Consider the following 12326-nt stretch of genomic DNA (forward strand, 5'->3'; position numbering starts at 1 on the left):
CCGATCCCCGGGAACCGAAGGCATTCCCTGGCCACAGAGGGGCGGCGATCCATTCAAAGCGGTGAACAGCGTCCCGCCTTGTCCCCTTAAGGACAAGCATAGACCTTTTCACGGCCCCCATCGGGGTGCCCCGCGCCCGGATGGGCCCATCCGGGGAAGATCAGGGAGTGGCGCCACCATGGGCGCACCCCATACGGGAAGGAACCGGGCTGGGAAGGAAGAAAGCTAAAAAGGAAGGTAATAAAAAAAGCAAAGGACCCGTTCGGGACCTTTGCTTTCAGCCATGTTTAGTGGCTCTCACTCTTGACAGCACTTTGTCTGTGTTCAAGAATGACTGATTATGGCGTCCCCACGGGGATTCGAACCCCGGTCGCCGCCGTGAAAGGGCGGTGTCCTAGGCCTCTAGACGATGGGGACTAGAGAAAACGTTATTTTAACAACAAAATCTTTTTTTGCAAATCCAAATATACCTGCAAAAAAAATTAAATCATCTTTTATGCAGGCCGATGCAAAACCGAGCATCTTGATCCGTAAAAGTCTTTTGCTTCAGGCAGTTGATTCATCCACCTGAAACAAAATGAATACCCTGATCCCTGGGCATTTCATCTGATTTGGTGGAGCCAGGCGGGATCGAACCGCCGACCTCCTGCATGCCATGCAGGCGCTCTCCCAGCTGAGCTATGGCCCCATGTTGCGAAGAAGTTGCGTACTATACAGACCGCTTCATGCGTTGTCAACCGTTTTTGTTTCAATCCATTGAACGGCGTTTTCAACGCGCTTCAGTGTCCGTTCCCGACCGATCAAACGCAGGGTCTGATCGATGGGTGGGGATACTGTTCCCCCGGTGACGGCCACCCGAAGCGGCTGTGCAACTTTTCCTAATTTTAACCCCATCCGTTCCGAAACATCAATCACTGTTTGATGGATCGGGCCATCCTCCCACTGCGCCAGGGCCCCCAGGGCACCGTGCAGGGCCTGCAGTACCGGGGCGCTCTCGGGAGTGAGGTTCTTGCGCGCCGCCTTCTCGTCGTAGGCCTCCACCTCCCGATAGAAATAGAGGCTGTTGTCCGCCATCTCCACCAGGGTCTTGGCCCGCTCCCGCTGGGCCTCCACCACGTCCCGCAGCGGCGGATCACAGGCGGGGTCCACGTCCCGCTGGCCCATGTGCCAGGAGAGCTGGCGCGCCACATGATCCGTGCTCAGGGTCTTCAGGTAATGCTGGTTCAGCCACAGCAGCTTTTCGGGGTTGATGGCCGAGGCGGAGTGGTTCACGTCCTCGATATCGAACAGTTCGATCAGCTCGTCCAGGGAGAAGATCTCCTGGTCCCCATGGGCCCAGCCCAGACGCACCAGATAGTTGAGCAGGGCCTCGGGGAGATAGCCCTCGTCCCGGTACTGCATGACGCTCACGGCGCCGTGGCGCTTGGAGAGTTTGGCCCCGTCCGGGCCCAGGATCATGGGGAGATGGGCGTACCGGGGCGGCTCCACCCCCAGGGCCTTGAGGATGTTGATCTGACGGGGGGTGTTGTTGAGATGGTCGTCCCCCCGGATGACATGGGTGATGCCCATGTCCCAGTCGTCCACCACCACCGTGAGGTTGTAGGTGGGGGTGCCGTCGGAGCGGGCGATGATCAGGTCGTCCAGTTCGCTGTTCTGGAAGATGACCCGGCCGCGCACCATGTCATCCACCACCGTGATCCCCTCCAGGGGGTTCTTGAAGCGGATCACCGGCTCCACCCCTTCCCGGGGCTCCTTGCGCATGCGGCAGCGGCCGTCGTAGCGGGGCTTCTCCTTGCGGGCCATCTGCTCCTCGCGCATGGCCTCCAGCTCTTCCTTGGTGCAGTAGCAGTAGTAGGCGTGCCCCTCATCCAGCAGGCGCTGCACCACCTCCTTGTACCGGTCGAAACGCTGGGTCTGGTAGAAGGGGCCCTCGTCGTACTCCAGCCCCAGCCAGCTCATCCCCTCCAGGATGGCGTTCACCGATTCGGCGTTGGAACGGGCCAGATCGGTGTCCTCCACCCGGAGCACGAACTCGCCGCCGTGCTTGCGGGCGTACAGCCAGGAGAACAGCGCCGTGCGGGCGCCGCCGATGTGGAGATAACCGGTGGGGCTCGGAGCGAATCGGGTGCGGACTTTCATAAAGGCCCTCTGTCTACCAGGGGTGGACGATCAAGCCGCATAGAGTAGCAGAGCCCCGGCGGGGCTTCATCCCGCCGGGACCCCTCAGGTCAGCGCCAGGGTCACCGCCGCCAGCACCCCCGTCTCCACCAGCTCCACCAGGGCCCCGGCGGTGTCCCCCGTGGTGCCCCCGATGCGGTGGCGCATCCAGGCCCGTCCCGCCAGGAAGACCCCCAGGGCCCCCGCCAGGGCCGCCAGGGCCACCCCCCCCTGCCCCAGGGCGATACCGCCCAGCAGCGTCCCCGCCGCCGTCGCCAGCACCACGCCCCAGGCCCCGCGCCGGGGCAGATACTCCGCCAGCAGGCTGCCCATGCCCCCGGGGCGCACATAGGGGGTGGTGACGAACAGCAGCGGCAGGGCCGCACGCCCCAGGAAGGGGGCCAGCAGCACGGCCGCCCCGGCCCCCTGCCCCGCCAGCTCCAGCAGGGCCGCGTATTTCACCAGCAGCACCAGGATCAGCACCGCCACGGCGGCGGGGCCGCAGCGGGGATCCTTCATGATCTCCAGGGTGCGCTCCCGGTCGCCGATGCCGCCGATCCAGGCATCGGCGGCGTCCGCCAGGCCATCCATGTGCATCAGTCCGGTGAGCACCACCCACAGGGCCACCACCAGGGCCGCCGCCAGGGGGCCCGTGCCCAGAAGGGCCAGGGCCGCCGCCAGGGCGGCCCCCATGAGCAGGCCGATGAGGGGGTAGTACAGCAGGGACTGCCCCACCTGCCGCGGTGTGGGGTCGTTCCAGGTCACAGGGAAGCGCGTGAGAAAGCGCAGGGCCACGAGAAAGGGTTTCACTCCAAGGACTCCGTGGATGCGGCGGGCTCCGGGGGCACCGGCAGGCGCTCCACCCGGTGCCCGCCGGGATGCAGATGGATGCGGTACAGGCAGGCATGGGGCACTTCCAGCACCAGCAGGTCCTCCAGGGGCCGCCGCTGCTCGTGCAGCAGGATGAGGCGGATCACGCCCCCGTGGGTGACCACCAGCCGGCGCGCCGGGGCGGGTTCACGCACCAGATCCGTCCAGGCCGCCAGCACCCGGTCGCGGAAGGCCGTCAGGGGCTCGGCCCCGGGGGGCACATGGTGCAGGGGGTCCTCCCAGAAGCGGGCCAGGGCGTCGGGTTCCGTCTCCATGAGTTCGGCCGGGGTGCGCCCCTCCCAGACCCCGAAATGCATCTCCCGCAGGCGGGGATCCTCCCGCAGGGCGAGCCCAGCGGCCCCGGCCCAAGTCCGGGCCGGGGCCAGGCAGCGCTGCAGGGGGGAGGCGATGAGGGCATCCCAGGGGCCATGGGCGTCGAAACTGCCCTGCATCTGCCCCCAGCCCTCGGGGGTCAGGGGCTCGTCCAGGCTCCCCCGGAAGGCGAACCCTCCGGTGGTCTGGCCGTGACGCATCAGGTCGATCCAGGGGACCGGGCTCAAAGGGCCTCCGCCACCTGGGCCTCGTCGAAGGTGGCCATGCGACCGTGGATATCACAGGCCAGACGCAGCAGGGGCACGGCGGTGGCCGCCCCGCTGGCCTCCCCCAGACGCATGCCCAGATCCAGCAGGGGCCGGGCGGAGAGGGCCTCCAGCACCCGGCGGTGCCCCGGTTCGGCGGAGGCATGGGCGAACAGGAACCAGTCCCGGGCGCTGGGGCAGATGCGGGCGGTGGCCAGGGCCGACACGGAACTGATGAACCCGTCCACCAGCACGGGCATCCCCATCTGGGCGCAGGCCAGATAGGCCCCGCTCATGGCGGCGATCTCGAAGCCCCCCACCCGGCGCAGGCACTCCACGGGCTCGTCCAGGTGTTCCCGGTGCCGTTCCAGGGCGCGGCGGATGACCTCGGCCTTGTGACGCACCCCGTCGTCGTCCAGGCCGGTGCCCGGCCCCACCAGTTCCTCCGGCTCCGCCCCCATGAGGGCACAGGCCACGGCGGCGGCGGCGGTGGTGTTGCCGATGCCCATCTCCCCCGCCAGGTACACCTCGGTCCCCGCCAGCCGGGCCCGCTCCGCCGCATGGCGGCCGGCGTTCATGGCCAGGGCCAGCTGGTGCAGGTCCATGGCCGGACCCTGGACGAAATTGGCGGTGCCCGGACCGATGCGCACATCGGTGACCCCCTCCAGGGGCCCGGTCTCCTCCACCGTACCCAGGTTGATCACCTCCAGGCGGGCATCGATGGACCGGGCCAGGACACTGATCCCGGCGCCGCCGCGCACGAAGTTGCGCACCATCTCCATGGTCACCGACTGGGGGAAGCGGGAGATCCCCTCGGCGGCCACGCCGTGATCGCCGGCGAAGATGCTGATGTGCACCGTATCGGCCCGGGGGGTGTCACTGCCCTGCATGCCAGCCAGGCGGGTGGCCAGGGTCTCCAGCTGCCCCAGGGAGCCCAGGGGCTTGGTGAGGCGGGTCTGGCGTTCCTCCGCACGGCGGCGGGCCTCTTCGTCGATGGGTGCCGCGGGCACCTGCAACCAGGGGGTTTCTTGATTCACAGCTTCTCTCCTTTGAGTACCAGGGGCAGACCGGCCACCGTCAGGGTGACCCGCTCGCAGCGGGCCGCCACCGCCTGGTGCAGCCGGCCGGCCTCGTCACAGAACCGGCGGGTGAGTTCCCCCAGGGGCACGATGCCCATGCCGGTCTCATTGCTTACCAGGATCAGCCGCCCCGGAAGATCCGGGAGGGCCTCCAGAAGACGTGCCTGCTCCCGGGCACAGGTGGCCTCGTCCTCATCCCACAACAGATGGGTGAGCCAGAGGGTGAGGCAGTCCACCAGCAGACAATGGTCCGGGGCGGCATGGTCCCGCAGCACCCCGGCCAGATCGGCCCCCGCCTCCACCAGGCCCCAGTGCCCAGGGCGGCGGTCCTGATGATGGCGGATGCGGGCGCGCATCTCCTCATCCTCCCCCGGCCGGGCCGTGGCCACATAGGTCACCGCCCGGCCGCTCTCGGCGGCCAGACGCTCCGCCAGGGCGCTCTTGCCCGAACGGGCCCCGCCCAGGATCAGTTCTTTCATGCCCGATGCCTCCCGGGATGCGTTTCATCCGGTGCAGGGGGTCTCGATGCCACCGGGGCCGCCAGTCCCAGCAGGGCCAGGATGCGGGTCATGTCCAGATGCATCTCCACCGCGTCCGCCAGCTGCTCGAAACCGGCCTCCCGGTCCCGCTCCAGATCGCGCCCCCCGGCGGCATCCCCCAGGCCCGCCCAGGCCAGCAGGGACCGGGCCGCCCCGGCGCGGTCGAAGACCCCGTGCACATAGGTGCCGAGGACGGCGCCGTCCCCGGAGACGGCGCCGTCGGGTCCCTGCCCCTCCAGGGTTACGGCCGGCCGCTGCAGCCCTGTCCCCCGGGTCACCCCGGCATGGATCTCGTAGCCCTCCACCCGGGCCCCATCGCTCAGATGCCCCCGCACCCGGCGCAGCTGCTTGCCCGGGGCCAGGGTGGTATCCACCTCCAGCAGCCCCAGGCCCGGGGTGCTGCCGGGGGCACCTTCCACCCCATCGGGGTCATGCACCCACTGCCCCAGCATCTGAAAGCCCCCGCAGATCCCCATCACCCGGCCGCCGTAGCGCAGGTGGCGCAGGATGGCCCGGTCAAACCCCTGTTGCCGCAACCAGTCCAGGTCCGCCCGCACCGCCTTGGAGCCGGGCAGGACGATCAGATCCGCCGGTGGCAGCGGCCGTCCCGGCCCGGCGAAGGTGACCCGCACCCGCGGGTGCAACCGCAGGGGATCAAGATCCGTGTGGTTGCTGATGCGCGGCAGCGCCGGCACCACCACCTCCAGGCAATCCGGGGCCTCCCCCTCACCCGCTGGCTTGGGGGACAGGGCCCCCGGCAGGGCATCCTCCGCCTCCAGGTACAGGCCCTGCAGATAGGGCAGCACCCCCAGCACGGGCCTGCCCGTCTCCCGCTCCAGCCAGTCCAGGCCCGGGTCCAGCAGGGCCTTGTCACCACGGAAGCGGTTGATGACAAAGCCTGCCACCCGGGCCCGTTCCGTGGGCGAGAGCAGCGCCAGGGTACCCACCAGGTGGGCGAAGACCCCGCCGCGGTCGATGTCCGCCACCAGGATCACCGGGCAGTCCACCGCCTCGGCAAAGCCCATGTTGGCGATATCCCCCTGGCGCAGATTGATCTCCGCCGGGGAGCCGGCCCCCTCCACCAGCACCACGCGATGGCGCCGGGCCAGGCGCCCGTGGGCCGCCACCACCCGCTCCAACAGCCTGGGCTTGAGGCGATGGTAGGCGGCCGCATCCGACATGGACAGGGGCCGTCCGTCCAGGATCACCTGGGCGCCCCGGTCGGAACAGGGCTTGAGCAGCACCGGGTTCATGTCCGTGTGGGGCGCCACGCGGCAGGCGGCCGCCTGCACCGCCTGGGCCCGGCCCATCTCCCCGCCCTCCGGGGTGACGGCGCTGTTCAGGGCCATGTTCTGGGACTTGAACGGGGCCACGGCGATCCCCCGGCGGGCCAGGGCCCGGCCCAGGGCGGTCACCAGCAGGCTCTTGCCGGCATCAGAGGTGGTGCCCTGCACCATCAGGGTGGCTGCCGTCATGGACCTCGTCCCTCGTCCGCCAGCGCCTCCAGGGCGGCCTCCAGCCGGGCCCAGCCCAGCTCGTCCCCCGGCAGACCGAAACGCAGGCTTGGGGGGTCGTCGAACAGGCGGGTGAGGATGCCGTACCGGCGCAGGGCCCCGTGGATCCGCCCGGCCCGGGGGGTGCGCATCCACTGGAACAGGGGCGTACCGCCGTCGGGGGGCAGCCCGTGGCGGGTCAGGGCGTCCCGCAGCCGTGCCCCGGCACGGGCCAGTTCCTCCCGGGTCCGTTCCTGCCAGACCCGGTCCGACAGGGCCCCGCGGGCCGCCCAGCGGGAGGGGCCGGTGACCGTCCAGGGCCCCAGATGGGCCGCCAGCTCCGCCCGCAGGCGCGGCTCGGCGAAGACGAACCCCACCCGGGCCCCCGCCAGACCGAAGAATTTGCCCAGGGAACGCAGCACCACCAGTCCGGGCTGGGGGCAGCGGGGCACCAGGCTGTGCTCCGGGGTGGCGTCCATGAAGGCCTCGTCCACCACCAGCCAGCCCCCCCTGAGGGCCAGCCGCGCCTGCCAGTCCTGCAGCCGCCGGGGATCGAAGCGATGGCCCGAGGGGTTATTGGGATTCACCAGCAGCAGATGGTCCAGGGTCTCCAGCCGGTCCTCCACCGTCTCCGGCGTCAGGGACACCACCTGGTGCCCCGCCCGTCGCCAGGCGTGGGCGTGCTCGGCATAGGAGGGGTGCAGCATGCCCACCCGCCCTCCAGCGGGCAGCAGGGCCGGCAGGGCCTGGATGGCCGCCTGGGACCCGGCCACCGGCAGCAGGGCCTCAGATCCGTAATACCCGGCGGCGGCGGCCTCCAGGCCGTCCTCCTCCTCGGGCAGACGCATCCAGGCCTCGGGGGGCACCGGCGGCACCGGCCAGCCTTGGGGGTGGATGCCCGTGGACAGGTCCAGCCAGTCCTCCAGGGGGATGCCCTCCTCCCGCGCCGCCCTGCGCAGGCGGCCGCCGTGGGGGAGCATCCCCGGCAGCGGGGTGCCGGGATCTGCGGCGTCTTCGTCGGGGGACAAGGCTCGTTTACCTGTGTGGATCATGAAAGGGGCCTCAGGACCAGAGGATCGTCAGGAGTCCGGTGATCAACAACCCCAGGATCCAGACCCCCAGGGCCCGGTCCAGGAGGGCCAGGGCCCGGGGGATGTCCGCCGGGGCGGCCTCCGGTCCCTGGCCCAGATCGGGCCGGGACTGGGGTTGGCCATGGTAGACCGCCGCACCGCCCAGGCGGACCCCCAGGGCCCCGGCCCCGGCGGCCATCACCGGACCGGCGTTGGGGCTCTTCCAGGCCCGTCCCTGACGGCGCCAGCAGTCCAGGGCCCGGCGCGCCCCCGCCCAGCGCCCGGCCGCCAGGGCATAGGCCAGGGCCGTGCAGCGGGCGGGGATATAGTTGAGCCCATCGTCCAGCCGCGCCGCCGCCCAGCCAAAGCGCCGGTAGCGATCCGTGCGATAGCCCCACATGGCGTCCAGGGTGTTCACCAGGCGGTAGGCCACCACGCCAGGGGCCCCGGCCACGGCGAACCAGAACAGGGGGGCGAAGACGGCGTCGTTGCCGTTCTCCAGCAGCGACTCCACGGTGGCCTTGCTGATCTCCGTGGCATCGATCTCCCGGGTATCCCGGCTCACCAGGAAGGCTACCCGGCTGCGGGCCTCCCCCAGATCCCCGCCCTGCAACGCACCGGCGATGCCCCGCCCGTGCTCCCCCAGGCTGCGCCAGCCCACCGCCAGATAGAGCAGCACCACCTCCGGCAACCATCCCCCCGGCAGGGCCGCGGCAAGGGCGGCCAGGAGTGTGAAGGGCAGCACCAGGAGGGCCAGCAGGAGGGCGCCCCGCAGCCGGTCATCGGCATATCCCCGGCGCTCCACCGCCTCGATGAGGGCGCCGAAGGCCACCAGGGGATGCCCGCGCCGGGGTTCCCCCAGCAGGCGGTCCAGGGCCAGGGCGGCCAGGATGCCGGCTAGGGTGGCCATCATGTGCGTCCCCCCCCCGTGAACAGCCGCGCCGTCCCCTCCGCATCCGAGGGGAAGTACAGGTGTACATAGCTGGCGGTCACCCCGCCCTTGCGATAGACCGCCTCCGCCGTGTCCCGGCCGTTGGGACAGCGGGCCCGGGCAATGGGCTCCAGGGGGGAGTGCATGGCGGAATGATGGAAGGTGTGGCCACGGAACACCCCCTCCGGCAGGGTCACCTCCTGGGGCCCCAGGGCCGCCAGCCGGCCCTGCATGCGGGCCTGTCCCGGCAGCAGGCCCGCCAGGGCCGCCCCCTGTCCCTCCGTATCCTCCAGCCGTTCCAGCAGGTAGAGCATACCGCCACATTCCGCCACCAGCGGCCGGCCGGCCGCCGCATGGGCGGCCAGGTCCCGCTTCAGCCGCTCATTGGCGGCCAGGGCCTCCAGGTGCAGCTCCGGGTAGCCGCCGGGGAGGTAGACGGCCTGGCTCCCCGCCGGCAGGCCCTCCCCCTGCACGGGGGAGAAGAAGTGCAGTTCGGCCCCCATCTCCCGCAGCAGATCCAGGTTGGCCGGATAGAGGAAGGCGAAGGCCGCGTCCCGGGCCACGGCGATGCGCCGCCCCGCCAAGTGCCGGGGTGGCGGCGGGGTCTCCTCCGGGGCGAAGGCCACCGCGGGCGGCAGCCCCGGGGCCTTCCACACCAGCTGCTCCGCCGCCGCGTCCAGGCGCCGGTCCAGGTCGGCGATCTCCGCCGCCTGCACCAGCCCCAGATGGCGGCTGGGCAGGGCCGTATCCGCCGACCGGGGCAGGTAGCCGAGGGCGGTCCGTCCCGCCGGCAGGGCCTCGGTGAGCAGATCATAATGCCGCTCGCCGCTGACCCGGTTGGCGAAGACCCCGGCGAAGGGGACCTCCGCGCGGTGGGTGGCCAGACCATGGGCCAGGGCGGCAAAGGTCTGGGCCATGGCCGCCCCGCTGATGGCGGGCATCACCGGGATGCCGAAACGCGTCGCCAGGTCGGCGCTGGAGGGATGGCCGTCAAACAGCCCCATCACCCCCTCCACCAGGATCAGATCCGCCTCCCCGGCCGCGGCGTACAGCCGCCGGCGGATGTCCGCCTCCCCCGTCATCCACAAGTCCGCCACGTACACCGGCGCGCCGCTGGCCCGCTGGTGGATCATCGGGTCGAGGAAGTCCGGCCCCGTCTTGAACACCCGCACCCGCCGGCCCCGGTTGCGGTGATGGCGGGCCAGGGCCGCCGTCACCGTGGTCTTGCCCTGGCCGGAGGCCGGGGCGGTGACAAGGAGGGCGGGACAGTGACGCAAGGGCGGACCTACTGCTGGTAGTGGAGGCTGAGGAAGACGGCGCGGCCGGGCTCGTTGTAGTCACCGCCGAACCCCCGGACCTTCACGTAATCGTGGTCCAGGGCATTGTCCAGGGTCGCCCGCAGCGTCCACTGGGACGAGACGGCATAGGCCGCCCGCAGGTTCACCAGGCCATGGCCCGGGATGCGCTCGCTTTCGGCCTCATCATTGTAGCGCCGCCCCTCCACCAGGACAGTCCCCCCCAGGGACCAGCGCCCCAGGCTGCGGTCCAGATCCAGGCGCAGGCTGTCGTCCGGGCGCCGGGCCAGGGCCTGGCCGGTGTTGCGGTTTTCATGATCCAGGTGGGTGTAGGCCAGCACCGCCGACCAGTCCCCGCGATGGATGCCGGTCTCCCATTCGATCCCCTGGATGCGCACCTCGGTGACATTCTGCGGGATCCACCAGCGGCCACCCCCCGGGGGCGGTGCCCAGTCGATCATGTCGTCCAGATCCGTCCTGAAGACGGTCATGTCGGAGCGGACCCCCTCGCCACTGAAGCGCAGTCCCAGCTCTGCCGTGCGCGAGCGCTCCGGCTTCAGGTCGGGATTCCCTGAACCCGGCCAGTAGAGGTCGTTGAAGGTGGGGGCCTTGAAGGCGGTGCCGTAACCGGCCCGAAGCCGCCAGGCCTCGGTCATCTCCAGGCCCCAGGCCACCTGCCCCGTGGTCTCGTTTCCGAAGGCCTGGTTGTCATCCTGGCGCAGGCTGGCGGACAGGTCATGGGGCCCCAGTTGCGTCTGCAGCTGGGCGAACAGCCCCCAGTTGTCGCGGCGGGTCCGGGCGTAGTCGTTGCTGCTCTGCACCCGGTCCTCCCGGTAATCCGCCCCCAGGGTCAACAGGTGTTTGCCCAGAAGGATATCGTTCTGCCAGGTCACCAGGTCCCGCCGGGTGTCAATGCGGGAATCAAAGGCCCCGTCGTAAAAGGTCTCGCCCTCGTCCCGGCTGTGGGCAAGGGTCAGCCGGCTGCGCCAGTGTTCGGTCACGGGGCCGCGGATGCCGGCCCGCACGGCGTGATGGCCGTAATCGGTCCAGTCGCGGAATTCCCCCGTGTCCACGTCGATCTCCGTCTCCCCGGAGGAATACAGGAAGGAACCGAACAACTCCGCGCCCCCTGCCAGGCGATGGCTGACCCGGCCGCTGAAGCTGCTGTTGTCGTAGCCGTCCTCCCCCCGGTCCCCGGTGTTTTCCTGGATGTCGATGCCGTCGGTGCGGAAATGGCTCCCGGAGAGGCTGTAGCGGGTATCCCCCTGCCCTGCGGAGATCCCGGCCCCGAATTCCCGGGTGCCGAAGGAGCCGGTGCCCAGATGGGCCCGGGCCCGGGGTGGCCCGTCCCCCTTGCGGGTGAACACCTGCACCACGCCGCCGATGGCGTCGGAGCCGTAGAGGCTGGTGCGCGGTCCGCGCACGATCTCCACCCGTTCGATCTCCGGGATCGGCAGGAATTGCCACGACGGGCTGCCCAGGGTGGCCGAACCCATGCGCACCCCGTCCACCAGCAGCAGGGTATGGCCGGAATCGGTGCCGCGGCTGTAGAGGCTGGCCGTCTTGCCGAAGGGGCCGTTGTGGGTCACCGCCAGCCCGGCGCGAGCCCGGAGCAGGTCGGTGAAACTCCTGGGCTGCAGCCGGTCGATCTCCTCGCGGTCGATGACGGTCACCGACGCCAGGGTCTCGTCCACGGTCTCGGCCGTGCGGGTGGGGGTGACCAGGATGGGATCCAGCTGCGCCAGATGGGTCTGGGCCGCAGCCATGGAAGGAAGGGCCAGCAGCACCGCTGCCGGCAGGGAAGCCTTGCGAATCATCGAAATCATCTCTCCTGCGCGCCGCCCGCGCGCGGATGGGGTGCATGGGCGGCATGGCAGGAGGGAGCACACGCGAAACGCGGACCCGGGGTCCGCAGTGCCGGGAGATGGGTCACCGGAGAGACGCGCCGCGCAAGGCCCACCGCAATGCCGCGTGAACACTCCAGGCCGGTCTCCGGGCTCGCGGACGGGTCATCTTTGACCGGGACAAGGCACCTTCCCACGCCTGTGCGCAGTGGCTTTCTGCCTTGCCGGGGTCCTGCGCTGACATGCGAAGGACCCGCGTCTCGCCTACCGTTGCGGGGGCAGCGCCGGACTGGTCCCTGAAGGGACGCACCGGCTTCCCGTTTCACCAGGCGGTTGTCATGCGCCTGGCACCTGAAGCGAGGCGGTATCATACGCAAACCGGGTCAAGACCGCCAATCCGGGGCCGTGAATCCCTCCCGGGAGGCCTGCACACCGCCTCCCTGCGGCGCACACCCGCCGGGCTCCGTTTC

Annotated in this window: 10 protein-coding genes, 2 tRNA genes and 1 riboswitch; all 12 genes read right to left on the reverse strand. The window is 70.2% G+C overall.

What is annotated here, in order from left to right; all coding sequences use genetic code 11:
• Positions 1–341: 341 nt before the first annotated feature.
• The 12 genes from CKO33_RS05240 to CKO33_RS05295 all read right to left on the reverse strand — a co-directional run bounded on the left by CKO33_RS05240 (position 342) and on the right by CKO33_RS05295 (position 11826).
• Positions 342–417 (reverse strand) — tRNA-Glu (locus CKO33_RS05240).
• Positions 418–612: 195 nt separating this feature from the next.
• Positions 613–688, reverse strand: a tRNA-Ala gene (locus tag CKO33_RS05245).
• Between the two features lie 35 nt (positions 689–723).
• Positions 724–2139: a glutamate--tRNA ligase gene (gltX, locus tag CKO33_RS05250; RefSeq protein ID WP_200180019.1), complete on the reverse strand. Its 1416-nt coding sequence runs from the start codon at positions 2137–2139 to the stop codon at positions 724–726.
• An 84-nt stretch (positions 2140–2223) separates the two neighbouring features.
• Complete coding sequence (locus CKO33_RS05255) at positions 2224–2967, reverse strand: adenosylcobinamide-GDP ribazoletransferase (RefSeq protein WP_200180021.1); 744 nt, start codon at positions 2965–2967, stop codon at positions 2224–2226.
• The gene (locus tag CKO33_RS05260) at positions 2964–3560 is read right to left on the reverse strand and encodes a histidine phosphatase family protein (RefSeq protein WP_200180073.1); all 597 of its coding nucleotides are present in this window, start codon (positions 3558–3560) and stop codon (positions 2964–2966) included. Before CKO33_RS05260 ends, CKO33_RS05255 begins: the two co-directional genes overlap by 4 nt.
• A 23-nt stretch (positions 3561–3583) precedes the next feature.
• Positions 3584–4642, reverse strand: coding sequence for a nicotinate-nucleotide--dimethylbenzimidazole phosphoribosyltransferase (cobT, locus tag CKO33_RS05265; RefSeq protein WP_200180023.1), 1059 nt, complete (start codon positions 4640–4642; stop codon positions 3584–3586).
• Positions 4639–5163, reverse strand: coding sequence for a bifunctional adenosylcobinamide kinase/adenosylcobinamide-phosphate guanylyltransferase (gene cobU, locus CKO33_RS05270; RefSeq protein ID WP_200180024.1), 525 nt, complete (start codon positions 5161–5163; stop codon positions 4639–4641). The genes cobT and cobU overlap by 4 nt, the downstream gene beginning before the upstream one ends.
• Complete coding sequence (locus tag CKO33_RS05275) at positions 5160–6698, reverse strand: cobyric acid synthase (protein WP_200180025.1); 1539 nt, start codon at positions 6696–6698, stop codon at positions 5160–5162. Before CKO33_RS05275 ends, cobU begins: the two co-directional genes overlap by 4 nt.
• Entirely contained in the window at positions 6695–7696 is a 1002-nt protein-coding gene (gene cobD / locus CKO33_RS05280) for a threonine-phosphate decarboxylase CobD (RefSeq protein ID WP_200180075.1), read from the reverse strand. Before cobD ends, CKO33_RS05275 begins: the two co-directional genes overlap by 4 nt.
• Before the next feature lie 82 nt (positions 7697–7778).
• On the reverse strand, positions 7779–8696 hold the full coding sequence (gene cbiB, locus CKO33_RS05285; RefSeq protein ID WP_200180077.1) for an adenosylcobinamide-phosphate synthase CbiB: 918 nt from the start codon (positions 8694–8696) through the stop codon (positions 7779–7781).
• Positions 8696–9994 (reverse strand): cobyrinic acid a,c-diamide synthase CobB, encoded by a 1299-nt coding sequence (locus CKO33_RS05290; RefSeq protein ID WP_200180026.1) that lies wholly within the window; start codon positions 9992–9994, stop codon positions 8696–8698. The genes cbiB and CKO33_RS05290 overlap by 1 nt, the downstream gene beginning before the upstream one ends.
• Positions 9995–10002: 8 nt before the next feature.
• Positions 10003–11826, reverse strand: a complete 1824-nt coding sequence (locus CKO33_RS05295) for a TonB-dependent receptor domain-containing protein (protein ID WP_200180079.1) — start codon at positions 11824–11826, stop codon at positions 10003–10005.
• 152 nt (positions 11827–11978) lie between these two features.
• Positions 11979–12226: riboswitch (cobalamin riboswitch) on the reverse strand.
• Positions 12227–12326: the final 100 nt, after the last annotated feature.

The organism is Ectothiorhodospira mobilis, assembly GCF_016584115.1.
Lineage (GTDB): Bacteria > Pseudomonadota > Gammaproteobacteria > Ectothiorhodospirales > Ectothiorhodospiraceae > Ectothiorhodospira > Ectothiorhodospira mobilis.

Bases quoted from the DNA above. Each gene is read 5' to 3' on its own strand.
- cobD (WP_200180075.1), bottom strand. From the start codon at position 7,696: ATGCTCCCCCACGGCGGCCGCCTGCGCAGGGCGGCGCGGGAGGAGGGC.
- gltX (WP_200180019.1), bottom strand. From the start codon at position 2,139: ATGAAAGTCCGCACCCGATTCGCTCCGAGCCCCACCGGTTATCTCCAC.
- cobU (WP_200180024.1), bottom strand. From the start codon at position 5,163: ATGAAAGAACTGATCCTGGGCGGGGCCCGTTCGGGCAAGAGCGCCCTG.
- cbiB (WP_200180077.1), bottom strand. From the start codon at position 8,696: ATGGCCACCCTAGCCGGCATCCTGGCCGCCCTGGCCCTGGACCGCCTG.
- CKO33_RS05260 (WP_200180073.1), bottom strand. From the start codon at position 3,560: ATGCGTCACGGCCAGACCACCGGAGGGTTCGCCTTCCGGGGGAGCCTG.
- CKO33_RS05275 (WP_200180025.1), bottom strand. From the start codon at position 6,698: ATGACGGCAGCCACCCTGATGGTGCAGGGCACCACCTCTGATGCCGGC.